The sequence below is a fragment of the Thermoproteota archaeon genome (assembly GCA_003352285.1).
Taxonomy (GTDB): Archaea; Thermoproteota; Nitrososphaeria; order Nitrososphaerales; family Nitrosopumilaceae; genus PXYB01.
Map to the genome: position 1 here is coordinate 137,279 of QQVN01000002.1, position 26,198 is coordinate 163,476.

The 26,198-nt window shown below is 34.6% G+C and carries 22 protein-coding genes; 13 read left to right on the forward strand and 9 right to left on the reverse strand.

All coding sequences use genetic code 11. The features are described 5' to 3' along the window. Position 1: 1 nt before the first annotated feature. The 3 genes from DWQ18_00860 to DWQ18_00870 are packed head-to-tail and all read right to left on the reverse strand — an operon-like array spanning position 2 to position 2,008. Positions 2–238 (reverse strand): hypothetical protein, encoded by a 237-nt coding sequence (locus tag DWQ18_00860; protein RDJ34524.1) that lies wholly within the window; start codon positions 236–238, stop codon positions 2–4. Between the two features lie 13 nt (positions 239–251). Next, positions 252–1,289, reverse strand: a complete 1,038-nt coding sequence (locus DWQ18_00865; protein ID RDJ34525.1) for an ATPase — start codon at positions 1,287–1,289, stop codon at positions 252–254. 53 nt (positions 1,290–1,342) lie between these two features. Continuing rightward, positions 1,343–2,008: a hypothetical protein gene (locus tag DWQ18_00870; GenBank protein RDJ34526.1), complete on the reverse strand. Its 666-nt coding sequence runs from the start codon at positions 2,006–2,008 to the stop codon at positions 1,343–1,345. A 125-nt stretch (positions 2,009–2,133) separates the two neighbouring features. Between DWQ18_00870 and DWQ18_00875 the strand changes: the two genes are divergently transcribed. Next, a complete protein-coding gene (locus DWQ18_00875) occupies positions 2,134–3,696 on the forward strand; it encodes an ammonium transporter (GenBank protein RDJ34527.1) in 1,563 nt (520 codons plus the stop codon). Positions 3,697–3,758: 62 nt separating this feature from the next. After that, positions 3,759–4,538: a sulfurtransferase gene (locus tag DWQ18_00880; protein ID RDJ34528.1), complete on the forward strand. Its 780-nt coding sequence runs from the start codon at positions 3,759–3,761 to the stop codon at positions 4,536–4,538. Here the strand turns inward: DWQ18_00880 and DWQ18_00885 are convergent. Continuing rightward, positions 4,535–6,634, reverse strand: a complete 2,100-nt coding sequence (locus tag DWQ18_00885; GenBank protein RDJ34669.1) for an ATPase — start codon at positions 6,632–6,634, stop codon at positions 4,535–4,537. The two genes, DWQ18_00880 and DWQ18_00885, sit on opposite strands and share 4 nt — an antisense overlap. 95 nt (positions 6,635–6,729) lie before the next feature. Between DWQ18_00885 and DWQ18_00890 the strand changes: the two genes are divergently transcribed. The 5 genes from DWQ18_00890 (at position 6,730) to DWQ18_00910 (ending at position 11,621) form a co-directional block, all read left to right on the forward strand. Further along, positions 6,730–7,329, forward strand: coding sequence for a V-type ATP synthase subunit E (locus DWQ18_00890; GenBank protein RDJ34529.1), 600 nt, complete (start codon positions 6,730–6,732; stop codon positions 7,327–7,329). Position 7,330: 1 nt separating this feature from the next. Further along, complete coding sequence (locus tag DWQ18_00895; GenBank protein RDJ34530.1) at positions 7,331–9,109, forward strand: V-type ATP synthase subunit A; 1,779 nt, start codon at positions 7,331–7,333, stop codon at positions 9,107–9,109. Further along, on the forward strand, positions 9,106–10,491 hold the full coding sequence (locus DWQ18_00900; GenBank protein ID RDJ34531.1) for a V-type ATP synthase subunit B: 1,386 nt from the start codon (positions 9,106–9,108) through the stop codon (positions 10,489–10,491). The genes DWQ18_00895 and DWQ18_00900 overlap by 4 nt, the downstream gene beginning before the upstream one ends. 2 nt (positions 10,492–10,493) lie before the next feature. After that, entirely contained in the window at positions 10,494–11,126 is a 633-nt protein-coding gene (locus DWQ18_00905) for a V-type ATP synthase subunit D (GenBank protein ID RDJ34532.1), read from the forward strand. Between the two features lie 183 nt (positions 11,127–11,309). Next, positions 11,310–11,621 (forward strand): ATPase, encoded by a 312-nt coding sequence (locus DWQ18_00910; GenBank protein ID RDJ34533.1) that lies wholly within the window; start codon positions 11,310–11,312, stop codon positions 11,619–11,621. A 32-nt stretch (positions 11,622–11,653) separates the two neighbouring features. Here the strand turns inward: DWQ18_00910 and DWQ18_00915 are convergent, their stop codons facing one another. Then, positions 11,654–12,115 carry an aspartate carbamoyltransferase regulatory subunit gene (locus DWQ18_00915; protein ID RDJ34534.1) on the reverse strand — a complete coding sequence of 154 codons (462 nt, stop codon included), beginning with the start codon at positions 12,113–12,115 and terminating at the stop codon, positions 11,654–11,656. A 41-nt stretch (positions 12,116–12,156) separates the two neighbouring features. Between DWQ18_00915 and pyrB the strand changes: the two genes are divergently transcribed. Further along, positions 12,157–13,086 carry an aspartate carbamoyltransferase gene (gene pyrB / locus DWQ18_00920; protein RDJ34670.1) on the forward strand — a complete coding sequence of 310 codons (930 nt, stop codon included), beginning with the start codon at positions 12,157–12,159 and terminating at the stop codon, positions 13,084–13,086. Between the two features lies 1 nt (position 13,087). On the opposite strand, the gene DWQ18_00925 is transcribed toward pyrB, so the two are convergent. The 3 genes from DWQ18_00925 to DWQ18_00935 all read right to left on the reverse strand — a co-directional run bounded on the left by DWQ18_00925 (position 13,088) and on the right by DWQ18_00935 (position 17,520). Then, positions 13,088–14,026 (reverse strand): peptidase M10, encoded by a 939-nt coding sequence (locus tag DWQ18_00925; protein RDJ34671.1) that lies wholly within the window; start codon positions 14,024–14,026, stop codon positions 13,088–13,090. A gap of 68 nt (positions 14,027–14,094) precedes the next feature. Beyond that, positions 14,095–14,997 carry a hypothetical protein gene (locus DWQ18_00930; GenBank protein RDJ34535.1) on the reverse strand — a complete coding sequence of 301 codons (903 nt, stop codon included), beginning with the start codon at positions 14,995–14,997 and terminating at the stop codon, positions 14,095–14,097. A 153-nt stretch (positions 14,998–15,150) separates the two neighbouring features. Then, positions 15,151–17,520, reverse strand: coding sequence for a hypothetical protein (locus DWQ18_00935; protein RDJ34536.1), 2,370 nt, complete (start codon positions 17,518–17,520; stop codon positions 15,151–15,153). Positions 17,521–17,619: 99 nt separating this feature from the next. Here DWQ18_00935 and DWQ18_00940 point away from each other — a divergent pair, with 99 nt between their 5' ends. Further along, on the forward strand, positions 17,620–21,888 hold the full coding sequence (locus DWQ18_00940) for a tetratricopeptide repeat protein (protein RDJ34537.1): 4,269 nt from the start codon (positions 17,620–17,622) through the stop codon (positions 21,886–21,888). 1 nt (position 21,889) lies between these two features. On the opposite strand, the gene DWQ18_00945 is transcribed toward DWQ18_00940, so the two are convergent. Further along, positions 21,890–22,699 carry a TrmB family transcriptional regulator gene (locus DWQ18_00945; GenBank protein RDJ34538.1) on the reverse strand — a complete coding sequence of 270 codons (810 nt, stop codon included), beginning with the start codon at positions 22,697–22,699 and terminating at the stop codon, positions 21,890–21,892. A gap of 251 nt (positions 22,700–22,950) precedes the next feature. On the opposite strand from DWQ18_00945, the gene DWQ18_00950 reads away from it, so the two are divergent. The 4 genes from DWQ18_00950 to DWQ18_00965 all read left to right on the forward strand — a co-directional run bounded on the left by DWQ18_00950 (position 22,951) and on the right by DWQ18_00965 (position 26,194). Continuing rightward, entirely contained in the window at positions 22,951–23,646 is a 696-nt protein-coding gene (locus DWQ18_00950) for a flagellin (GenBank protein RDJ34539.1), read from the forward strand. 158 nt (positions 23,647–23,804) lie between these two features. Further along, positions 23,805–24,527 carry a flagellin gene (locus DWQ18_00955; GenBank protein ID RDJ34540.1) on the forward strand — a complete coding sequence of 241 codons (723 nt, stop codon included), beginning with the start codon at positions 23,805–23,807 and terminating at the stop codon, positions 24,525–24,527. 148 nt (positions 24,528–24,675) lie between these two features. Further along, on the forward strand, positions 24,676–25,359 hold the full coding sequence (locus DWQ18_00960; protein RDJ34541.1) for a flagellin: 684 nt from the start codon (positions 24,676–24,678) through the stop codon (positions 25,357–25,359). A gap of 127 nt (positions 25,360–25,486) precedes the next feature. Further along, positions 25,487–26,194, forward strand: a complete 708-nt coding sequence (locus DWQ18_00965) for a hypothetical protein (GenBank protein ID RDJ34542.1) — start codon at positions 25,487–25,489, stop codon at positions 26,192–26,194. Positions 26,195–26,198 lie beyond the last annotated feature (4 nt).

The window sequence follows — 26,198 nt, forward strand, 5'->3', positions numbered from 1 at the left end:
ATTAGCTCATTACATCTGTGAGAAATTTTGAAATTCTAGAGGAAAAGGCCAAAATTACAAAGTGTACTCCAAATCCGATAATGGCTCCAAGAATGATATTTCCTGTTGTAAAATAAATCCCCAAAAACAAACCTAAAGGCGGCAATGCAAAAATTATTGCCATAAAAGCACTTACCCAGATAGTATTAATGACTACATCAGTGGAAATGTCTTTTTTCTTTTTATGAAATTTAATCATTATAATCCAAGAATCAAAGATCTTTTAAAATGAGTTTTGACATGGTTGTTTCTACAGGGATTTTCTGTTCAACTGCATAGGCAATTGCACTCAAGTTTCTTACTTCATAAGCAGTTAACTTTGTGATTCCAATAATTGTTGCAAAATTAAACATCTTAGTAAAAGAACTACTTGCTGCCTTACAAATGGCAATCTCAAAATTTCTCTCAAATTCAGCAATTGCATCCATCTCATTTTCAGTCTGAGGGATAAGATCTTTGTATCTTGTTGATGATAATTCAGTAAAGGCATCTTTGATGGTTGCTGATGCAATAATCTTGTTTAGCATTTCCTTTGGAATGCTTGGAGTGTGTGCCGCTAAAAGATCCTGAATTTGTTGCTCTTCTAATCCCCAAAACTTTCCCCTCAATACACTAAGTAAATTGTAAAAATCTACATCCATTCCAACAAGGCGAATAACATCTCTATTTCTTGTGTTCTTGATTGCTCTTCCTAATTGTTGGAACAAAATTTTATCAAAATATGTATCAATTACTTGGAGATTTTTTCTCTCATTATAAATTGAGATAGCTTTTGCAATCTCTTCACCATGCTGCATTGTATTTAGACTTGCTACTGTCTCTTCAATGTCTTTAGCTACAAGTGCTTTAATGATGATATCTCGTTGTTTAATTAGTTCTTCAGCGTGAAGATTTAGACGTGGCTCAATCTCTTCCTGAGTCTGACCTAGAATCTTACCTTTTAGAATTAGCTTTAGATTCCAAATTAGAAATTTTAGATAATAAGCATCTAAAATATCTGAATCGCCTGCTGTTTTTGCGATAGAATAATGAGTATCTGCAAGATGACTTCGAAGTGCATTTTCGATTTTTTCAGAGGTGAATGGTTTTGATACATCAGTTACAGCATCAGCATAAATTGTATTTTTAATTCGGGTGAGCAATTCATCCAAATCTCTTGATTCTGCCAAAGTCTGCAGATCGGGTTTTGATAAAAGCTTGCCTCTTTGGCTGTAAGACTTTACTGAAGCATAGACTTTCTGAGATGCCATCTTCTGGTTCTCTATGAGTAACTGATTTTAATGTTTGGTGAAACTGCTTAGATTCAAGTAAGCTGATTTAGAAAATTAATCACATTTTCTTTTTCAGATTTGGATAGTTTCAGGAACCCTTCTAAAAACTCTTTTTGGGTTAACATTGCCTCATCTGAAGTCTTTTTAAGATTGGAAATCGAGAACGGAACTAATTCCAACTCTCCATTACAAAATCCTCTTACATACTTTTCAATAAATGAATAACAGAATCTTGGTGCAAATTTTGAAATCTCTTTGAGCATCATTATTGCTTCTTGTTCTTGCTTTTCAAGAATAGAGAAAAAATGCTCAAACAGTACATCTCTACCGATAATCTCATCTAAGGATAAAGCTACCAGCATTCCTTTTTTGGATAATCGATAGTAGGGAATTCCTTTTTCTTGAAGAGCCTTTGGACCACGCTTCAAGGGCAGCCTGCCATCCTCTTCTACAATTTCTAATGGTATCAGAATCTCATCTAAATCACGAAAAATTCCAGAATAGATATTCTTCCAAATAATTCCATTTTCCTGAGCAATCTTTTGAGAGAGGGCAGTTCTTGTTCTATCTGCTGGACTTGGCATCGTTGCTAAGGTTACTATGATTGCCCTTTGTCTGTTGGCCTCTCCGGTTAGTTCTGTGCTCTTTGTCTTGAAGGTATCAAATATGGATAATCTGGGATTTTTCTTCATCTTCAATCTGTATTATAACATAATTTTTAAAATTTATGTTACTATCGTTATTTCCTAAAATATAATAATTTACGCTTTTTGAACTTTACACATCTCAATGCTTATATAATTTTCAAATCCGATGCTCTTTAATGAATTCTAGGAACCACAAGTATGCTCTATTACTTGTGGCAGCGGTAGCCGTAACTGCAACAGGTGCAATGTCACAGGCATTTGCACAACAAGTTACAGACGGAATGGATGGCTATGTTAAAGGAACTAGTGGAATTTACACTGGAAATCCAAATGAATGCTGGTTTGATGACGGCGAAGGCAACATGTTGCCCTGTAGAATTGATACAGGTGACACAGCATGGATGCTGATGGCTTCATCAATGGTATTATTCATGACTCCAGGTGTAGCATTCTTCTATGGCGGTCTTGCAAGATCAAAGAACGCAGTCAATGTTATCGGCATGACTTTTGTTATCATGGGTCTTATGGCATTCCAATGGGTTGTCTTCGGATACTCTTTGGCATTTGGTCCATCAGATAGTGATGCAAACATGTTCATGGGTAGCCTAGACTATGCAGGATTAAACATGGTTTCAGCTTATGCTCCATTAGGTACTCCTGGACCTTGTACTGATACATGGTCTGCAGCGTACCAGATGCAAGTATTCCATGAGGACGAGATCTGTAGTCAAGATTGGCCAGGTACTGTTCCACATCAACTATTCATGGCATTCCAAGGCACATTCGCAATTATCACCCCAGCACTAATTGTTGGTGGTCTAATTGACAGAATCAAATTCAGTGCTCTAGTCATATTTGTACTCTTATGGGGTACATTTGTCTACGATCCTATTGCCCACTGGGTATGGGGTGGCGGATACATTGGCGGAGGAGCAATTGACTTAGATCCTGAATTGTCGCCAAGTTACGCACTTGACTTTGCAGGTGGTACTGTCGTACACATTTCTTCTGGATTCTCTGCTTTAGCTGGAGCCTTACTACTAGGTCGAAGACTTGGTTATGGTAAAGTTCCAATGGAACCACACAACGTTCCAATGGTTGTACTTGGTGCATCCATTCTATGGTTCGGATGGTTTGGTTTCAACGCAGGAAGTGAAGTAATGGTAGACGGAATCACTGTTAGCGCTTGGGTTGTAACAAATACAGCTACAGGTGTTGCAGCAGTCACATGGACATTAATGGCTTGGGCACATACAGGTAAACCAAGCATTGTCGGTGCAGCTACAGGAGCCGTTGCAGGATTGGTAGCAATTACACCAGCTTCTGGTTGGGTAGGACCAATGGCATCTATTATCATAGGTATTGCCGCAGGAACTATCTGTTATGGCTGTGTTGCATTCAAGAACTCACGCAAGTGGGATGACGCACTCGATGTATGGGGAGTACACGGAATGGGCGGTCTTACAGGCGCAATCTTGACAGGAACACTAGCTAGTCCACACATATGGGATACTGGAGACGGTATTGGTGCATGGACAGGTACACCAGAAGGAATGGAACAACAGGCTATCAGCATTATCGGTGCAGCCATATCAATCGGATATGCATTTGGTGTCACAATTGTGATTCTCAAAGTCATGGACGCAGTATGGCCAGGCGGAATCAGAGTAACTCCAAAAGAAGAGGAGATTGGTCTTGATCTTGCCCAGCACGGTGAACGAGCATACGTCAACGAATAAAATTCCAAACAATTCTTTTTCCTTTTTATTATTCAATTCCCAAAAACTAGATGTATAGAATCATGTCCATATTCCTAGATACAAAAGAACTTGAAAAAATTATTGACGAAAAAGATCTTCTAATTATTGATACTAGATCATTCAAAGAATATTCTGAAGACCATATACCAAATGCTGTTAATCTTGATCTCTTTTCACTTCATTGGCTAGATTCATCAAAAACTGGAATTGAAGCATTTACATCTCAAATGGAAAAAATATTCTCTTTTGCTGGAATTACCTATGAGAAAAAAATTGTATTCTACGATGATATTTCGGGAATGCTGGCAGCTAGGGGAGTTTGGATAATGATGTATTTTTCCCATACTCAAACTTTCATGTTAGATGGAGGATTCAAAAAGTGGAAATTAGAAGATTTACCAATTGATAGAAAAATTAATCCATTCAAGCCATCAAAATTTAAGGCCAAAATTAACCCCGATGTTTTAGTGGGATTTGAGTTTCTGCAAAAAAACTTGGATAACTTGACAATTATTGATGTGCGTTCTAAAGAAGAATTCGATGGAACGTTAATTCGAGCTGCACGAGGAGGTCATATTCCTAATGCAATCAACATTGATTGGAATATGAATATCGATACCAACGGAAAGATGAAGGATTCCAAAGAACTCAGTACTCTATATGAAATTCCAAAAGATTCAACAGTTGTAACATATTGTCAGGGTGCGTACAGAGCTGCTAACACATTTTTGGCATTAAAAAAACTTGGATATCAAAATGTCAAAGTCTACTTGGGCTCTTGGGGAGAATGGGGAAATAAACTAGAACTTCCTATCTGTTAGTGTTTTTTCCAATTAAATTGATTATAGATTAATTCTGGTCTTACTTGTCTGAATGGTTTTGCTCCACCATCATACCACTTTGTAAAGAATTCATACAAGTGCAATCTGAGAGATTGAATATACACAATCAACCCCTCAATCATCATAATTCCCAAGTTTCCTCCAATGATCATTGCCCAGGCTCCAGCAGACTCTGCTCCTCCAAGTGAGCTAAATGCGTTGTTTACCGTAAGTAATAATGCAGCATGTACAAGTAACATAATTCCAAGTCTAGCATAGCTAATTGTATGAGCCAAACTTTCAACAGTCTTTCCAAGCAAGACCTCCATTACCACATTTGCTGCACTGCCTCCTTCTTCTGGATGGTGTTTAGCATGTAAAATACCACCAATCATCATCATAACCATTGAACCAATTACTATTACAACTGCTATTCTGGTAATTATCCAAACTTGGGCCCAATCGCCAAGAAACACTGTAACCCATGGAACAGGCTCATCATGAACTTTTGAATACATGTTCATTACATCGTATTGGGAACCAATAGCACACATCATAATTACTACAATTCCGCCATACAATGCAATGTTTGGAATTGCTTCCATTGCCATGACAAACTTTTGTCCTTTCTGAGCTAATCTTTTCACTCTAAGTACCATTGCCCAAACTAGATGAATAATTCCAAGAAATAGTGAAACTTTGAGAATATTAATTACTTGATCAAATGTTAATTCTGCAACACTAAGAATTCCAACTAGCCATGAAATCGAATGCAGTGCACCGCCTTCTTCTAACAGTGACTCAAACGGTGTCATATGATCAATATGATAACCAAACATTTCACCTGCACCAACTCCTGCAATTGCAGCTGATGCACCAGATATTGCAATCAACATTCCCCACTTTGAGAGTGTTCCTTGTCCTTTGAACTTGAATAAGAGACCCATACCCATTAACAAAAGTCCATGTCCAAGGTCTGCAAACATTAATCCGTAAAATATTGGCCACATCAAGGCAATCATTGGTGTAGGATCAGACTCACCCTTCTTTGGAATTCCCTGGCTTTCTGTAATTACTTCAAAGGTCTTTACAAATTTTTTATTATCAAATAAGGTTGGTGAATCTTGAATTAATTTTGGATCTTTAACATCTTCTACTATAGATGCCCACTGCTTTGTGCTCTCAGTAAACTTCTTCTCCATTTTACTTGGAATGTATCCTCTAATCACTGCAAAATTTTTCGTCCCTGCTGGTTTTCGTAAGGTTTCTAACACATCTTTTGCAACAAATGCAGCTTCATGCAATGCCAGCAATTCCTGTCTTATGCTCTTTTTGATCTTCATAATTTCTTTGGTGATGGATTTTTGTTTCTCGGTAAGCTCTTTGATCTTTGATACTGCTAGAGAATACGCCTCACTGGGAACTTGCGGCATACCTTCTGGGATTACAAATGGATTAGCGTTAAAACTACGAAATACTTTTAGGACTTTATCAGTTTCTTGGGTATCTGCAATAACCAACACTGCAGATTTCTCTTTACTACCCAAATCATATTTCTGAATTAAAATTCCTTCTAATGTTCTTACTATCTCATTGTAATCTGCAGAGTTTATCACAAATAGATTGGTGTAGAAATATTTCATTAATCCAAAGCCTGAAAGATCAATCTGGAGTTTTTTTACCATATCAAGAGTATCTCTTAATGATGTATACTCTTCTATGGATCTCTTTGTGGTGGATGCCTCCTCCAAAAGTTTTGCCGGCTTATCAATCACACTTGGAGCTTTTTTCTCCAAGTCTTCTATCATGGATTCAACTTCGTTAATCTCAAGATCCTTCTTTTTGATTACGGTTCCTTTGAAGAGAATCTCTAAGATACCAACCCGTAAGGGAACATCAAGTCCTTTTACAACATCATCAACTGATTGGAATAGTTTTTGTGCTTCTAATAGTAGATCATCAATTTCTGGAGTTACTAGATCACTTTCCGAATCAATCTTTTGAAACCACTCAAATTCAGTTAGTCTAGAAATTGCTTGTGGAGATTCTGATCTTGGAAGAATAACAGTACCTAATTTAAGATCGGCAACTACCAAGTCATATCTGTGTTTTTTAATAGATTTTAATATCTTTCTGAATCGTACCGGAATCTTCCAAACATTAAAATCCATTGAGGAACGACCGCACTTCGTTGGCATTAGCTTCTTCCCTAGAACGAACTATTGACAAAATACTTGATCGTACAGAAAATGATGCCTTAACCGGCCTCAAAGAATCATTAGAAGCCTCAAAGAAAACCCTTGATGACTCTATACCAAAATTACAACAAGAGTATGATAAGATTATCAATGACGGCAAAAAAGAGGCAGAAAAATTAGAAAAACAGATCGTAGGAAGCTCCGATCTAGAAATGAGAAACAAGCAAATCGTCCTCGTTGAGGAAGCAATTGAAAGAGCCTTTGCTAAAGCCACAGATCAAATTAAAAACACAAAGAGAGATGAAAACTATACGCAATTAATCACAAAATTAATCGAAGAATCCACCAAAATTCTTGGAACTTCGGAAATTACAGTTTACTCAAATTCAACAGATAAAGAGATCATACAAAAAATCTTACCAAAATTTTCAGGAGCACAATTAGCTCCTGAATCAATCAACTGTCTTGGAGGAATTAAAGTCAAATCCAAAAATGGAGCAATGACTTTTGATAATACACTAAACGCAAGACTTGAACGTATGAAGCCTTTAATAAGGAAAGAAATTGCAACCCAATTTGGATTAGGTAATTAATTTGGTAGCAAAAGGTAGAATTGTTTGGGTTAGTGGACCGGCAGTAAAGGCAGATGGAATGTCTGATGCAAAAATGTATGAGACTGTATCTGTTGGAAATTCAAAACTAATCGGTGAGGTTATTCGTTTAACAGGTGATGTTGCATTTATTCAAGTATACGAATCTACTAGTGGATTAAAACCAGGAGAACCTGTAGTTGGTACAGGTAACCCATTAAGCGTTTTACTGGGACCAGGAATTATAGGACAAATCTATGACGGAATCCAGAGACCCCTAAAAGAATTATCCAAAAAATCAGGCTCATTCATTGGACGTGGAATTACTACTACGCCAGTTGATATGACAAAGAAATATCATTTTGTTCCTAGTGTCAAAGTTGGGGATGAAGTAGAACCTGGAAATATCATTGGTGTTGTAAAAGAAACTGATCTTATCGATCATAGCATAATGGTTCCACCAAATCATTCTGGTGGAAAGATTACAAATATCGTAAGTGAAGGTGATTATGATCTAGAGACAGAAATAGCCACTGCAGAAAAAGATGGCAGTTCATCTCCAATCAAAATGTATCATAAATGGCCTGTGCGACAACCACGTCCTTACAAAGTACGATATGATCCTACTGTTCCATTACTTACTGGTCAACGAGTTATTGATACTTTCTTCCCTATTGCAAAAGGAGGAACAGGTTCAATTCCAGGAGCATTTGGAACTGGAAAGACAGTTACATTACACCAAATAGCAAAATGGGCTGATTCTCAAGTTGTAGTTTACATTGGATGTGGTGAACGTGGAAACGAAATGACTGAAGTTCTTGTTGAATTCCCACACCTAAAAGATCCAAGAACTGGAAAACCATTAATGGATAGAACTGTTCTTGTTGCAAACACAAGTAACATGCCAGTAGCAGCAAGAGAAGCAAGCATCTACACTGGAGTCACCATTGCAGAATACTATAGAGACATGGGAAAAGACGTTGTACTTGTAGCAGATTCAACTAGCAGATGGGCAGAAGCACTTCGTGAGATGAGTGGTAGATTAGAAGAGATGCCTGCAGAAGAAGGTTATCCATCATATCTTGCATCAAGATTAGCAGAATTCTATGAAAGAGCTGGTAGAGTAAGAGCAAAAGGCAGTCCAGACAGAGATGGCTCAGTAACTCTTGTTGGTGCAGTGTCTCCATCCGGTGGTGACTTTACAGAACCAGTAACAACTCACACTATGAGATTTATCAAAACTTTCTGGGCTCTTGATGCTAAACTTGCATACTCTAGACACTATCCATCAATTAACTGGATGAACAGCTACTCTGGATACTTGGCCGATATTGCCAAATGGTGGGGACAAAATGTTAGTGATGAATGGCTTAGTCTTAGAAGCGAAGCCTATGGTGTTTTACAAAGAGAGGATACACTAAAAGAAATTGTAAGATTACTTGGACCAGAAGCATTACCAGATGAGGAAAAACTAATTTTAGAAGTTGCAAGGATGATCAAGATTGGAATCCTACAACAGAACTCTTTTGATGATGTTGACACTTACTGCAGTCCTGAGAAACAAGTAAAGTTACTCAAATTACTAGTAGACTTTTACAAACATGGTCAGCAGGCACTCAAGGAAGGAGCATCACTTGCTGATATTCGCTCAATGTCAATTATTTCTTCAATGCTCAAAGCTAGAATGGAAATCAAAGATGATGAAATTCCAAAACTAGATCAGCTTTTCCAATCAATGGATGAACAATTCAAAAGCATTTCAGGAGTGAAGGTCACAAATTGACAGTCGAAGGCGGAGTTCAATATAGCAAAATTGCTGAAATCAAAGGTCCACTAGTAATTGTTGATGATGTAGAAAACGCTGCTTTTGATGAACTAGTAGAAATTGAAACCAGTGATGGAGAAAGAAGATTGGGTAAGGTATTAGAAGTTGGAAATCACCAGGCAATTGTTCAAGTCTTTGAAGGAACCACAGGATTATCTGTTTCAGGTACTAATGCAAAGTTTGTCGGCAAAGTCATGGAGATGCCAGTATCAAAAGAAGTACTTGGAAGAGTATTTGATGGATTAGGCAGACCAAAAGATGGTCTTCCAGAACCAATTGCTGACAAGTTCATTGACGTTAACGGTGAACCAATGAACCCAGAACAAAGAGAATATCCTAAGGACTTTATCCAAACTGGCGTTTCTGTAATTGATGGAATGATTACACTTGTCAGAGGACAAAAACTTCCAATCTTTTCAGGCTCTGGTATGTCACACAATATTTTAGCAGCTCAAATTGCACGTCAAGCATCTGTTGTTGGAACAGAAGAAGACTTTGCAGTAGTCTTTGCAGCAATTGGAGTGCAGTATAGCGAAGCAGAATATTTCAAACGAAGTTTAGAAGAATCTGGTGCACTCAAACGAAGTGTTCTATTCCTTAATCTTGCAGATGATCCAGCTATTGAAAGAATTATCACTCCTCGTGTAGCACTTACAGTTGCAGAATATCTAGCATTTGATCTAGGAATGCATGTACTTGTCATTCTTACTGACATGACAAACTATGCAGAGGCATTAAGAGAAATTAGTGCTGCAAGAGAAGAAGTTCCTGGTAGAAAAGGATACCCAGGATATCTATACACTGACCTATCTACAATCTATGAAAGAGCAGGAAGACTAGTAGGAAGAAAAGGCAGTGTAACACAAGTTCCAATCTTATCCATGCCATCTGATGATATTACTCATCCAATTCCAGATCTTACTGGTTATATCACTGAAGGCCAAATTGTATTAGGCAGAGATCTCTTCCGTCAAGGAGTTTATCCTCCAGTCAACATTTTGATGAGTCTTAGCAGATTAATGAAAGATGGAATTGGTGAAGGTAGAACTAGAGATGATCACCAAGAAATTTCTAACCAAAACTACGATGCATATTCCAGAGCACAAGAGGTACGCGCATTAGCTGGTATTGTAGGAAAAGCAGGTCTTACTGAGATTGACTTAAAGTATATGGATGTAGGTGATGTTTTTGAAAAAGAATTCTTATCTCAAGATATTGATGAGAATAGAACTATTGAAGAAACATTAGGAATTCTCTGGAAAGTTGTCTCCAATCTTCCAAAGAACGAACTTACAAAAGTAAAAGACAAATTTGTAGAACAGCATTACAAGGGTAGCTAAGAATGTCTTTTGGGCAGAACGTAGCTGCAACTAAAATCGAGTTACTAAAATACAAACGCTCAAGCCAAGTTGCCACTATGGTACAGAAAATTCTTGACGACAAGCGTAAAGTTTTACTAAAAAATATTGAAGAGATGATTGTTGAAGCCTCAAAGGCTCGAGGAGGAATCTGGGATCCATTGCAAGACATTTACAAATCTGTTAACGAGGCGTACCTTTCTCTAGGTACATCCACTGTAGATTCAGTTGCACAATCAACTCCTGCAGTAATGGAAGTTGAAGTAAATATCAGAAGAGTTGTTGATGTAAAAATTCCTGCTCTCACTGTAACTGAAAAAGATACAAAATCAGTACCTTATGGATTTGCCGATACAAACTCTTCAATAGATCGAGCATCAAAGCAAATCAAAGTTTTGCTGCCTAAAATTTGCAAGGCTGCAGAATATGAGAACTCTATCTTTAGCTTGGCAAAGGCACTTGAAAAGACCCAAAAACTGCTTAACGCCTTAGAAAACGTAATTATTCCACAATATCACCAAAGAATCAAATTCATTTTGGCAACATTAGAAGAGAGAGAAAGGGAAGAATTCGCAAAGTTAAAAAAAGTGAAGGCTGCCATGGAGAAGAGAAAATAATGGCAAAAGAAGAAATTAAATCACTAGTCGAAAATTCTAAAAAAATTCTAGAGCAAGATTTTGAACAGCATTCAAAGAATGTGAAAAGTGAATTAAACTCTTTCAAAAAAAAGACACTAGATCGGGTTTGATTAGAAAACATTATCATGATTTAAATATGGAAATTTTGGAGCAGAGTCATAAATGAAACAAATTGCAACTCTTCTTATAGCATCTCTTGCATTGTCAGCAGTAGGATTTACTGGATTGGCATATGCAGCAGAAGGCGAGACTGCAAGTGGAAGTTCTGACTCATTAAAAATTCTAGGTGCAGGTCTAGCATTTGGTCTTGCAGCATTTGGTGCAGGAATTGGTTTGGGTCAAGTAGGTGCAGCAGGTCTTGCTGTAATCAGTGAAAATCCAGCTCTACAATCTAAAGTATTCATCTTTGTAGGTATGGTAGAATCCATTGCAATCTACGGTATAGTAATGATGTTCATTATTCTCGGTCAATAGACCAGAAACATTCTAAAAAGAATTTTTTAAAATTAATTATATTTTAGTTTATTCACATCTAAAATTCTACTACAGTATCTGCATTTTAGAACCAAACCATCTCTATCAATTACCTGCATTACTGATTCTATGTGCTCAGTACTGTTTGTAATACAATCTGGATTTGAGCATCGGAAAATTCTACCAATTTCATTTGGAAGTGAGACTCTTCGTTTTTCAACCAGCTTGAAATTTTTAATGATGTTTACAGTTGCTTTAGGGGCAATTACAGCCAGTTTGTTTGTATCATCATCTCTAAGAAATCGGTTTTCAACTTTGATTATGTCTTTTTTCTTAAATTTTCCACTTGGAACATTTAATGCAATGGTAATTAAACTTCCATCTTTTCCATCTATGTCCAAGGCGTTTAAAACACGAAGGCCTTTACCCTCGTCAATATGATCTATTACTGTACCTTCACGTATTCTTCTTACGATCAGTTCAGACTCTTGCATCAGAATACTTTGTATAGTCACCTGTATATATGATTGAAAGAATGAATGATTTTTTTCAAAAAGACATCATTTCTATTCGCGATCTAGATAAACAAAAACTAGAGACTATCTTCAAGGCAACAGATAAAGTCATTAATTTAGATCCAAATCAAAGACGGGAAATTGCCCGTGGTAAAACTTTGGGATATTTGTTTTTTGAACCAAGTACTAGAACTAGACTGAGTTTTGAAGCAGCTATGGCCTCAGTAGGCGGAACATCACTTGGAATAGCAGATGTTACATCATCTTCTACACAAAAAGGTGAGAGCCTTGCAGATACGGTAAAAATAATGTCAATCTATTCCGATGTTTTGGTCTTGAGGCATTCCTTGGATGGTTCTAGCCGTTTTGCAGCTGAAATTTCATCAGAACCAATAATTAATGCCGGAAGTGGAACAGAAGAACATCCTACTCAAGCAATACAGGATCTGTATACGATAAAAAACATAAAGAAAAAGATCGATGGTCTAAAAATTGGAATAGTTGGAGACCTAAAATATGGAAGAACTGTTTACTCTTTACTACAAGGTTTAGGAAATTACGATGTAAATGTGAGTCTTATCTCACCGGAACCACTCAAAATTCGTTCTGACTCTGTATATGAAATAAAGAAACGATTGGATTTCTCTGAAACAACAAACCTTGAGGATGTAATTGATGATCTTGATGTGGTGTATGTTACTAGAATTCAAAAAGAAAGATTTCCTGATGAGGAAGAATACATCAAAGTTAAGGGAAGTTATGTGATAGGATTAGACCTTCTCAAAAAAATGAAAGATGATGCAATAATCATGCATCCTCTACCCAGATTAGACGAAATCTCTACTGAAGTTGACAAGACACCTCAAGCAAAATATTTCCAGCAAGCCGAATTTGGTAAATACACCAGAGCTGCACTACTTGGACTAATCCTAAATGAAAATGGTTTTTAGATTATTTTTCACAAACAACTTGAGTGTCCTGACCGCCATTGTACAATTCTATTAAGGCTGCAGCATTGCATTCAGAGATATATGGATAAGTCATATCGATAGTTGGCGCCATTAGATCTTCAGGTGCTGTTGAGTGACCTAATCCAAGTGCATGACCAAATTCATGCCTAGTAATAGTGGATAATTCCTCTTCATCAAGATTTCCTGTATCATAAATTGTGATAAATGATTTTAGAATTTCATTTCCCTCTACAACTGATTTAGTGTATCCAGAGTATCCGTCAACATCTCGTAAACTTGACAATGTAATCACAATGTCACCCTCTCCACCATTTGACCCCATTATGTTAAAGTCGAGCGGAATTTGATATTCTGTAGATACTATCTGACTTTGAATGTCATTTAATGCACCTTTCCAACCAACATAATACTTGGAATAGCTGCCCTTTGGTCCTTTATGCGTCAAGGAATCATCAATCTCTATTGCTTCCATTGAATTAATTGCATTCTTTACAATTTCTACTTTTTCTTGGGGAATGTTACTAGGAGCTATTATGTTGACATTCATAGTTGTGCCAATTAACCTCCATGACTTCCATGTATCAAGAGTGTCTCCTCGTAAATTCTCCACAAAGTATCTTGATTTGAATGAATTGTTTTCTTGTAGTGTATTGTTTACTAAATCAGGACCTACTCCAGAAATTATCAATAGTAAAAACACAACAGGAAGAATCGATACCTCCGTTAGTAAAAGAACCTTAGAGCGAGATTTTATTTCTTTCTTTGTTGCATTAATTTCTTTTGTGAGCTTTTCTTCATACTGTTTTAAGTCATTAATTGATTTACCATTGACATGATCAATTTTTTCCCAGTCAGAAATTTTATTTGATTTTTTCAGAGTAGAAATTTGTTTATGTGTATCATCAAGCTCTTTTTTCATTAACTCTAGATGATTTTTTAGTTTACCAATTGAATCTGATTTCTTTTTTTGGAAAATTTTTGTTGACATTATTTTTCGATCCCTTTTGTTAAAACATCTAAAACGTCAGTAGGAGTCCAGATTCGATTTTTTGTAGCAAGATATGGATACCGCATATCAAGCATTACTTTACAAAGTTCAGCAAATGATAATTTTTCAGGAATTAATTTTGGAGTGTGGAATTGAAAAATACTCGCATTCAAATTTAGGAAGTTATCTTCATCCTCAAGGAAATTTAGGTCCGTTGTAATTTTTTCTAGGATGGTTCTTGCATCAAGAATTAACGAATCATTATCTAATATTACAAATTCCACTTCGTTTTTTGAGAGTAAATCTAAAACTTCTTTTACAGAATTATCTCTAGATATTTTTACTAATCTTCTAGATGGTTCCTCTGATGCTATGATTTCAGAATTACACATTGAACCAATTTCAAGAATTTCTCGAATGGATGCGGCAGAGAAATCATATTGTGAATTTTGAATGATCGAAAAAGTTTTGGTTGTTTTATTCATCTGTTGTAAAATTGTTTTTAATTTTACCTTCCTATTATCCAAATAAAATTCTCGATTCATAATTTTTTTAGCAGTTGTATGATTGAATACATCATTTGTAGGATTCTTCAAAATTGATCTGATGATCTCTTTGTATCCGATTATACCAACAGGAAATTCTTTTTCCATGACTACGATGTTATTTGCAGTATCTGATATTCTCGATAGCATTGATGCTGCTATCCACAAATTGTCATCTCCCATTAAGATGGATACTGGAGATGAATTTAGCTCATATGGAAGAAGATCATTATACAAACAATCATTGAATTCAATTGGTTTGCCAGTGTATGATGAATTAAATGCTAAAAGAGAGCTAGTACCTTGTTTTGATAGAATACTTCCAAAGTTTGATTTCCAAATCCTTTTTTCCTTCACAGCTCTTTAACCCAAATTTACTGTTGAAATATTGTTGATATCCAATTTGGTGTTCAGTGTGGACACACGATTTTTTCGTTTTGATAAATTAATCTTTCAAATGATTTTTTTATTTTCTTTGTTTAAAACAAACGATCAATTTTTTTGTTTTAACTATTGTCTAATCTGTAACATGCCTTTCTTTTTTAGCATAAATCCGCCAATTCCGATTGCAGCTGGAACTAAAATTAATACTGGATCAAAACCAAATATTTCAAATTGAGTGTACTCTGATGATTCTGATTCTTCACCAAAGGCCATAAACTCTGAATCACTAGTTGAATTCACTTTGACGGTTTTTGTAATACTTACTGGAGAATACCATGAACCAGATACATCAGCTGAAATCTTGATGTTTGTTTTTGATTGCCCTAAAACAAATAACAATGCCTCACCTGTAGACCCTGTTGTAGGAGAAGCATTTGTAACTAAACCCCCCTCTACATTCCATTTTACACTCATATCTGATAATGGATTATTATCATGAGTCACTTTCAATGTGGCAGAAAATGATTCTTCGCCTTCAATGATGCTGGGTACTGCTAATTCTAATGTTGGTTCTAGTGATGTAATCTCAATATCATATGTTTCAATTGGTAATCCGTCTGTAAGAACTGATAATTCGGTTTCTCCACTAGCTTTTGCTGCAACATCAAATAGACTGTAGTATTCTCCTTTATTGATAGTAACCGAGTCTGGAATCTCTAGTAATGATTCATCTTTCAATACAAATTGAATTTCTATATCCTTGCTTGCAAATACTGGAGAGCCAGCATCATTTAGAATCTGGACTGAAAACACATCATTTGTACCAGAAAATATTACATCAGAATGTACAAGCTCTACTTCTGATATACTACTTGAAACACTATCAATGTTAATTGTTTCTGCATAATTTTTAATCTTAAATTGTACGTCATCATCTCCTTCCTTCAAAGATTCTGCATTAATGATTGCAATTTTTTCTCCTTTGTTAATTGTTCTTTTTTCCACTGATACATATTCACTTGGTGAAACAAACAATTCTGAGTTTTCTGGGAATCCTGGAACATCATCACCGTCGATTAAGTACAATGCGATAGGAAATTTACTACCGGAGATTATTTTATCAATCAGTGGCTCTACTTTCAAATCTAGCGATTTCTTATTTGGGCCAAAAACTGTTGGAGTAATGATATCTGCTTCTTCAATTCTGGGGAAAATTTCAATTTTTTCTGGAACACTTGTTCCAACCTTTGCATAAATTGGAACTGATCCATCTCCTTTACGTAGTACTACGCTTTCAACTTGAAGAAAAGTCTCATCAGCTGAATCAATCAAAACATGAATATCCTTACTTGCTTTGATAGGATTTCCGCCTTCATCCTCTAGATACATAATTCCAATTAATTCTCTTTCTCCAGTAGCCAAAATTGGTAATGTTTCAATTTTTACTATTTTTTCATCAAACAATTCAAGATTTTTTGTATCAAATGTCTCTGTCTTGACTACTAGTGGCTTTTTTGCAGAGATTGAAATATTGTATGTATCTTCAATTCCACTAAGAGTTGTAAATGTAGTATATCCCCAATACATTCCCTTTTTTATCTCAAAATACCCGACTGTCTTAATCGAGTTGTAAAGATCATCACTTAGATTTGTCTTTGTGGTGTAATCATCATTTGTGATTCGTAAATCAACCCTGATATTCTCTTTAGCAATAACTGGTTGACCTCCTCTCTCCAATTGTGCTATGATGTGTCCCTTTGATGCTGTATGGGTATTGATTGTTTTAGGAAATACATGCAGAGCAATATCTAAATCCTCTTCATCATCAATGTTAATTTCAATACTTTTTGGTTTCATTCCAAGAGATGAAGCATAAATGTCTGCATCTCCAGAACCAATAATCTCAAACTGTGTAATCACATGATTCTGTCCTTCTTTAATTATTACTTCGGGTTGTAAAATCGAAATTATGTTGTTATCCGATGAACTAAGTGATACTATGGTATCTTGTTTTGCTAGCACAGGAAATCCATCTTCATCTGCAAGTTGTACTGAAACGTATCCTTTGGTTAGTCCATCTAATGAATATTCTTCTGGTGTTGTTTTAATCAAAAGCTGTGTTTGACTAAATTTATTTCCAAAAATTTCTATTGGGACTTCAATGGGAGAAAAACCTGGCGCAACAAGTGTAATGGTTGTTTTTCCAGCCTTGTATGCTTTAACAGTTATCTCTGAAACAAAACTTCCCGTATTTGAGTTTACATCAGTCACCTTAACTATAGAAGCATCAAGACTCACTGCTCGCAAATTATCTATTTTTTTTGGAAATACATTACCATCTTGCGTTGTATAAACTAGAATTTTTGCTTCTGAACCTTCAACAATTTTAGGTGGAATGAATCTTGTATCAAATTCCATTTCTGCAGCTAAAGCATACTCCAGTGTAGAAAATACACTAATTACTATAGCAAATACTAGTACTAATCCTGCCTTCAAACATATTTTAGGGATAAATTACTCATATAACACAGTGTTTGGATTTTCTGAACAGATACTACGATATTAGAAATTTTCTTATGAATTAAACTGGATGTAATGGTTTCAGACACAGGGGTAATTGAAAATCAGCTTCAATTAATGAATGGAGTTCTTGAACGATTGTTAGAAGAACAGGAAATTTCTCTAGAATTAATTCCAGATGATTCTTTTACATTAGCAACAGACAAAAAAATAAAAATTGATAGCATGATAAAAATTCGAGAAAACCTACTTGGCAAAAACCCAAAATTAAGAAATAAAACAATTTCAAATAAAAAATTAGAGACATTACTTGGAAATTATCATTATTATTCAGGTTCCCATGATAAAGCACTTTCATTTTACCAATCTGCACAAAAATTTGATTCAAAATTCTTAGAACCATTATTCAATGAAGGCCTTACTCTTGCTAAACTAGGAAAACATGATAAAGCCATCTCTTGCTATGATAAGGTATTAGCTATTAATCCAAAATACTTTGAGGCAATTTATTGTAAAGGCAACTCACTTACTACAGTTTCAAAACACGAAGAAGCTATCTCTTGTTATGATCAAACACTCAAAATTGATCCTAATAATTTTGATTTATTATTTAACAAAGGTATGGCACTAAAGGAGCTTGGAAAATTCACCGAGGCTCTTTCATTTTTTGATCAAGGTCTTAGCCTTCAACCATCCAACTTTCAAACAATATTCCAAAAAGGCTTATGTTTATTGGAATTAGGTAAAAACCAGAACGCACTTGTCTGCTTTGAAAAAGTGTTAGAACTTGAACCAAATTATTTTGATGCAATTTTTAACAAAGGTGTCGTACTTAGAAAGCTAGAGAAATTCAATGATTCAATAACTCAATTTGACAAAACACTTGCTATAGATTCTAACCATTTTGGTTCTTTATTCAACAAAGGTCTGTGTTTGTATAATCTTGGAAAAATTCAACTTGCTTTATCTTTCATGGAAAAATCATTAAAATTTAATCCAGAACATGCATTATCTTTTTACTATAAAGGAAAATGTCTATCAAAGGTAGGCAATCTTTCAGAAGCCCTGATTCAATTTAACACTGCAATAGAACTTGAATTTTCCCTAACAGATGCTTATCTTGCCAAAGGTGATTTATGCTTCAATTTAGGAGATTATGAAAGTTCACTAAAAGCATACGAACATGTATTACAAAAAAATCCAATTCAGATAGAAGCATTATTTGGAAAGGGAAAAACTCTTTCATTTCTCGAAAAATATGAAGAATCAATTGTAAATTATGATCAAATTCTGGAGCAAATACCAAATCATTTTGATACATTGTGGTGTAAAGCAAAATCACTACAAAAATTAGGAAAATATCAAGATTCTGTAAATTTTGCTGATAAGGCACTCAAGATTAAATCAAATCATTATGAGAGCCTTTTGATCAAAGCTCAATCATTAAGTAATCTTCATAATTACACTGAATCCCTTGAATTCTTTGAAAAGGCATTAGCACAGAACCCCAAGAATTTCAAGATTATTCTTGACACTGCAAAAATCTTTTTGCATATACAAGATTTAGAAAAATCACTATTCTATATTGACAAGTCATTAGCCATTAACCCAACAAATTTTGATTCTTTGTTATACAAAGGCATAGTTCTTGCATCACTTGAAAAACACAATGAAGCCATAGAATACTTTGATAAAGCAATTCTCAATAACTGTAAAAGTGCTGAGGTTTTCTATAGAAAAGCTAAATCACTTACAGAATTAGAAAGATCAACTGATGCACTTGAATTCTATAACAAAGCTCTAAACATACTTCCAAATTATTTTGATGCACTACTAGCAAAAGGTAAGGTACTTTCAAAACTCGACCAAAATAATAATGCCAAACAATTTTTAGATAAAGCATTAGAAATTATTCCAAACCATTTTGATGCATTATACGAACAGGGATTTGTTAACTTTAAGACCAAAAAATATAATGATGCAATACATTATTTTGATCTAGTTTTACAAAATAACCCTGATCATGAAAATACTTTATTATACAAAGCATTATCATATTCAAAATTAAACAAACAAAACCCTGCCCTCGAGTTTTTGGATAAAACATTAAAAATTAATCCTAAAAACATTGATGCACTATTCAACAAAGCCAAGTTATTTGCTGAGTCAAATAAACAAGAATCTTTGTTATGTCTTGATTATGCATTAAAAATTGATGCAAAAAATCCTGAAATTTTATTTCAAAAAGGCATAGTTCTTGCATCACTTGAAAAACACAATGAAGCCATAGAATACTTTGATAAAGCAATTCTCAATAACTGTAAAAGTGCTGAGGTTTTCTATAAAAGAGGATTATCTTTTGCATTCACAAATAATCATTCTGATGCAATATCTTCCTTAAACAAAGCACTGGAAATTAATCCTAATCATTCTGATGCACTACTTCAGAAGGGAATGCTTCTATTATCTATGGAGAATTTCCAGCAGGCATATTCTTCATTTATGCGTGCCTTGGAAATTATACCAAGTAATTCTCTCCTATTGTATAATGTTGGATTATGTTATTCTGGATTAAATCAAAATTCTGATGCAATATCTTCCTTAAACAAAGCACTGGAAATCAATCCAAATTATTTTGATGCATTACTGCAAAAAGGAAAACTGCTATCAAAGCTAGGTACTCATGCAGATGCTATATCTATATTTGATAAGGCACTAAAAATTAAACCAAATCATATTGAAGCTCTATACCAAAAAGGAAATTCATTATCATCTTTGGGAAAATTGAATGAGGCACTTGTATTTTATGAGAATGTATTAGAAATTAACCCAAATTATTTTGATGCATTACTGCAAAAAGGAAAAATCATGTTACTGACTGAAAGATACAAGGATGCAATTCAGTGTTATAACTCAATACTAGAAATTAATCCAAATTATTTTGATGCATTACTGCAAAAAGGAAAACTGCTATCAAAGCTAGGTACTCATGCAGATGCTATATCTATATTTGATAAGGCACTAAAAATTAAACCAAATCATATTGAAGCTCTATACCAAAAAGGAAATTCATATTATTTACTTTCAGATTACCAAAATGCATTAAACACTTTTGATAGCATTATTTTAATAAATTCTGACAATGTTGGTGCATTATATCATAAGGGTTTAATTTTTGAAAAATTGGCTAATCATAATAATGCAATAATCTATTTTGATAAAGTTTTATTTATTGATAAAAAATATACACCTGCATTATTCCATAAAGGAGTAATCTTACTAAAACAAAAAAAGTTTGAAGATTCAATATCATGTTTTGATAAAATATTGGAGATTAAACCAAATGACATTGAAACTTTAAGCAAAAAATCATTAGCCTTGATGAATCTTGGTCTTATTTCAGAGTCTATCTCATATGCAGACAAAGTACTATCTATAAAGCCTCAAAGTATCAATGCATTATACCAAAAAGGATTATGCCTAGAACAAATATCAAAATTATCTCAAGCAGTATCCCTATTTGATAAAGTATTAGAAATAATTTCAAATCATTCTGATGCATTATTCCACAAGGGATGTTCATTAAAGAATCTAGGGAAAAATATAGAGGCGCTTTCCTGCTTTGATAAAATTCTTGATAAAATTCCCCAGGATGAAAAATCACTACTTCAAAAGGGAATATGTCTTACAAAATTAGAAAAGTATCATGAAGGGCTATTCTGTTTTGAACAAATTTTAAAACAAAATCCATTGTTTACGCCTGCACTTCTTCAAAAAGGAATTACAATTTTAGAGACTGGTCAGTATGAAGAATCCATAGAAATATTCCAAAACGTGCTCAAAATTGAACCATTTAATCAAGAAGGATTACTTTTCATGGGAAAGACGCTATCGATACTAGGGAAATATGACTCTGCAAATGCATTCTTAGAAAAAATACTAATTTCTAATCCTAATCATTCAAAGGCATTATTTACCAAGGGACAAATTTGCATGAGAACTGGCAAAACATCAGAATCTATAACTTACTTTGATAAGGCTTTACTAACAAATCCAAAAAGTATTGAAATTTTATCATCCAAAGCTAGGGCATTATCTTCATTATGCAAGTATGAAAAATCCATAGAGTGCTTTGATAAAATTCTAAACGTAGAATCAACAAACATGTCTGCAATGTATGAAAAATCTAAACTATTGGTAAAGCTTGGAAATATTGTCGACTCGATTACTCTACTCAAAAAGATCATTACTATAGATCCTATCTATAAAGAAATTATCATGAAAGAATCAGACTTTGCAGAATTACAAAGTAATTATCAATTCAAAAATATACTAAAAATTTAATTTATTTTTTCATTAGTAATTCCAAAGGCTTTGATTTTTTCCAGAGATGATTACATAAACTATGCATGTTACTTACCATCTCTGATGAATTTGTATACAGTATGGAATCACTCTCATCATTCAAATCCATTGATTCTTTAATTGAACCTGACATGATTAGTTGAGTGTCTTTTTCAACAATTATTCTACTTTTTGATGGAAGTTTTCCAACTCTTGTTTCAGAAGCATTTAATCTGTCAATTAATGGTAATAAATTATCACTTTTAGTATCTGTTAGCAATTTTACCTCAATTCCTTTATTTTTACACAAGGCAATTTTTTCAGGAATTGATGTATGATACATTCGTAAAACATCTTCGACAGTTGTTACAATAAACAGTGAATTTGTGGAAACTTGAATTAATTTTCCAATTCTTGCATAGATATTTGATCTTCCTTGTATAATGGAAAATGATGATACCTCATTAGTTGAATTTTCCTTTGATACATGCTTCAAATCACTTGCAATCTTTTTTGCAAGTTTTTGCATCGTTGTGATTTCATCTTCTCTTTTTTGGATCATGATACTTAATGCATCTTCTGGATTTACGGCTTGGCATATTGTAGGATTAGAAAATGTAGTGGATACTAATCCCAAGTTTCGTAGTCTATTAAGTGCACGATAAGCTTTGCCTCTGTCTATTTCTAATTTTGACGACATGCTTCCTACTGTAACAGAACCCATTTGAAGCAGTCCTAGATACATCACTGCATCTGGTTCTTCTAATCCAAAATTTGATAATGAATTTACCAATTCTTCGTTAACATTCATTGTGTGTATTCACCTATGACAAATTTGCTGTATTTATGTAGGATCATTTTGTTTAATCGTAAAATTTCCATATAGATTCAATTGTGTAAAATAATTTGAGCTCTTGTCTGTATGGACTAAACGAACATCTGACTTTGTGATTTTTTTCCTTTTTCTAATCAATTATTTTTTGTACAACCAGAAAACTTTGTCAATGTCCGATCATCTCGAACACACTCTAGGATATACCCTGATACCATCAATACATTTCAATGAACCTTATTAGAAAAGGACACGGACACACCCACAGAGGAGTCATTGGTGTAGAGTCTGCAATAGTTATGATTGCATTTGTAATTGTAGCAGCAGCTTTGGCCTTTGTAGTTCTCAACATGGGTTTCGCTACAACACAAAAAGCAAAAACATCTATCATCTCAGGTCTAGGTGAAGCTTCAAGCAGCTTAGAAATTTCAGGTAAAGTAACTGGAATTGGTAATGTTGGTGATGCAAGATTAGATGTAGTTTCTATTCCACTAAAAATCGCTAGTGGTGGTAACGCAGTAAACTTGCAAAACACAACTGCTAGTGTTAAGTATCTTAGTAACACTGTTGAATATGATAACATACTAGTAGGTACGGCAAGCACATCAACTAATGCAATCAATGTTACCGAAGGATGGGAACTTGCAAACAGACATTTCAATGTAGTTGATGTACCAGCAAATCCAGTAAATGGAACTTGGACAGGTGGTACCAAAGCAATTTTCTATTGGACTGTTGGAGCAGGTAACCAAATCTTAGATGAGGGAGAACATGCTGTACTATCAATTGCATTTGATCAATCCCCAGAGGAAAGACCAGCGGCATTAGATAGAATTAGAGCAGAAATTCTCTTACCAACCGGATCACCTCTAACAATTGAAAGAGACGTTCCTAACATTACTAACACTGTTGTAGATCTAGGATAGAAAACCGTGATTATGTAAATAATCACAAAATACTATCTTTTTTATTTATTCCAAATTCTAAATATTTTCATAATATTTGTTGTAAGGGTGTGGAATGTCAATGTCCGATCATCTCGAACACACTCTAGGATATACCCTGATACCATCAATACATTTCAATGAACCTTATTAGAAAAGGACACGGACACACCCACAGAGGAGTCATTGGTGTAGAGTCTGCAATAGTTATGATTGCATTTGTAATTGTAGCAGCAGCTTTGGCCTTTGTAGTTCTCAACATGGGTTTCTCTACAACACAAAAAGCAAAAACCACAATTATCTCTGGTTTGAGTGAAGCATCTAGCAGCTTAGAAGTTGCAGGTAAAGTAATGGGAATAGCTTGTACAACCGCCGCAAAAGGATGTTCAACACCTTATCTTAATGCAACAGGAATTCCACTTAGAATCGCTTCTGGTGGTGATGCAGTAAACCTTGAGGAGTCTTATACTCAAGTAAAATATCTTAGTAACTCAATTGAGTATGATGATATTTACATTGGTGCAGTCACTACTGCCACTGCTTCTAGTCTAGAAGGTGGATTTGATGCTGGAATAACAGCATTTTCAGAACTTGGTACTGCAGATAACCCAGTTGATCAAGCATTGACATCTGGAACTTATGCATTCACATATTGGAGTGTATCTAGAGGAACTCAAAATGCAATCCTAGATGAAGGAGAACACGCAATTTTGGCAATTGGATTTGACAGTAATGCTACCCCAGAAGAAAGACCAACTGCACTTGATAAAATGAGAGTAGAAGTTATTCTTGCAACTGGTGCATCACTAACTGTTGAAAGAGATATTCCAACATTGACACACCTAGTAACTGATCTTGGATAGGTAATTCAATTACCTTTTTTATTTTATTTTTAATTAGCTAGATAATACTATGGTTTTTTCATACCATTCATACTATACATTTTTTCAAAAATGTCTGTTCAAGTAGCACATACAATAGGATATACTCATACTAGATAATTATATTTCAATGAAACTTGTTAGAAAAGGACACGGACACACCCACAGAGGAGTCATTGGTGTAGAGTCTGCAATAGTTATGATTGCATTTGTAATTGTAGCAGCAGCTTTGGCCTTTGTAGTTCTCAACATGGGTTTCTCAACTACTCAAAGAGCAAAGACTGCAATTATTGCAAGTCTTGAAGAAGCATCTAGCAGCTTAGAAATTGCAGGTAAAGTTACTGGTTCTGGAGATGTAACAGCTTCATTGATGAATGTAACTGCAGTACCTCTAAAAATTGCTTCAGGTGGTGATTCTGTAAACATGAATCTACAATTAACAGCTGTAAAATATCTTAGTAATTCCATTGAATATGATAATATCTACAATGGAACATTACAAACAGGAAGTTATGTTAATCTCACAAATGCAATGCAAACTGCTGTAACTCAAAGTTTTCTGCGAAGTAACCCTGTAAATGACACTGCGAATCCAGGACAAACAACTTCAATACTATATTGGGCTGTAAACAGAAATAATAATTTCATCATCGATCAAGGTGAACATGCTATTATGGCAATAGTCCATGGTGCTAATGAGAGACCAGGACCACTTGATACAATAAGAGCAGAGATTATTGTCCCAACAGGTGCTCCATTGACAATTGAGAGATTAGTACCAAACGTCACACATGATGTTGTCGACCTTGGTTAGGAGCAACACTCCTTTTTCTTACTTTTTCAAAATTTCAAACTGAACACAACTTTGTTTTTATTGTTAATCACTAAAGCTAATTATGAATTCACATCTGAATGCCATTATTCTCAGTATTACTATCACTATGTTTCTTGGAATTATCTTCATTAGTATTAATTCTGAAAATAAAATGTTATCATACTCTGCAAATCATCAAGACAAAGATATAATGTTTGAGACCAATTATCATAAAAATTATGAGGAACTCAAGGCTAATGAAAATATAGTCGTAATCTATCCAATTTTTACTCAAAGTGCCTATGAATGGGGTGGCATTCATGATTTTTACCAAGATAGATGTACTGAATGCACTAGTGTAGAAATTCAACCATTCTTTGAGAAGCGATACGCATCAAGCGGTACCGCGTTTTCTGTATTGGAATTTTTAGGCTATAATATAATTAATGATATTGATCTTGATAAAACTCCAGACATTCTAAATCAATATGAAAAAGTGATCCTACTCCATAATGAGTATGTAACCGAAAATGAATTTAATGCAATAACTAGTCATCCAAATGTAATTTATCTATATCCAAATGCACTAAGCTCCCTGATTACTACTGATTATGAAACAAACACAATATCTCTTCAAAGAGGACCTGGTTTCCCTGATAGTGACATCAAAAATGGATTTGATTGGGAATTTGATAATTCCCAATTTATGAGCGATTGGGACTGTATTGATTATCAATTTTATAAAATTGATAATGGATACATGTTGAGTTGCTATCCAGAAAAAATTCTTCAAAATAATGGAATTGAAATTCTAAAAAGAATTAAAGAACTATAGGTTC

Bases quoted from the DNA above. Each gene is read 5' to 3' on its own strand.
- DWQ18_00865 (RDJ34525.1), bottom strand. From the start codon at position 1,289: ATGGCATCTCAGAAAGTCTATGCTTCAGTAAAGTCTTACAGCCAAAGA.
- DWQ18_00965 (RDJ34542.1), top strand. From the start codon at position 25,487: ATGTTTCTTGGAATTATCTTCATTAGTATTAATTCTGAAAATAAAATG.
- DWQ18_00880 (RDJ34528.1), top strand. From the start codon at position 3,759: ATGTCCATATTCCTAGATACAAAAGAACTTGAAAAAATTATTGACGAA.
- DWQ18_00915 (RDJ34534.1), bottom strand. From the start codon at position 12,115: ATGCAAGAGTCTGAACTGATCGTAAGAAGAATACGTGAAGGTACAGTA.
- DWQ18_00945 (RDJ34538.1), bottom strand. From the start codon at position 22,699: ATGAATGTTAACGAAGAATTGGTAAATTCATTATCAAATTTTGGATTA.
- DWQ18_00860 (RDJ34524.1), bottom strand. From the start codon at position 238: ATGATTAAATTTCATAAAAAGAAAAAAGACATTTCCACTGATGTAGTC.
- DWQ18_00960 (RDJ34541.1), top strand. From the start codon at position 24,676: ATGAAACTTGTTAGAAAAGGACACGGACACACCCACAGAGGAGTCATT.
- DWQ18_00875 (RDJ34527.1), top strand. From the start codon at position 2,134: ATGAATTCTAGGAACCACAAGTATGCTCTATTACTTGTGGCAGCGGTA.
- DWQ18_00955 (RDJ34540.1), top strand. From the start codon at position 23,805: ATGAACCTTATTAGAAAAGGACACGGACACACCCACAGAGGAGTCATT.
- DWQ18_00910 (RDJ34533.1), top strand. From the start codon at position 11,310: ATGAAACAAATTGCAACTCTTCTTATAGCATCTCTTGCATTGTCAGCA.
- pyrB (RDJ34670.1), top strand. From the start codon at position 12,157: ATGAATGATTTTTTTCAAAAAGACATCATTTCTATTCGCGATCTAGAT.
- DWQ18_00925 (RDJ34671.1), bottom strand. From the start codon at position 14,026: ATGAAAAAAGAGCTTGATGATACACATAAACAAATTTCTACTCTGAAA.
- DWQ18_00940 (RDJ34537.1), top strand. From the start codon at position 17,620: ATGGTTTCAGACACAGGGGTAATTGAAAATCAGCTTCAATTAATGAAT.
- DWQ18_00950 (RDJ34539.1), top strand. From the start codon at position 22,951: ATGAACCTTATTAGAAAAGGACACGGACACACCCACAGAGGAGTCATT.
- DWQ18_00905 (RDJ34532.1), top strand. From the start codon at position 10,494: ATGTCTTTTGGGCAGAACGTAGCTGCAACTAAAATCGAGTTACTAAAA.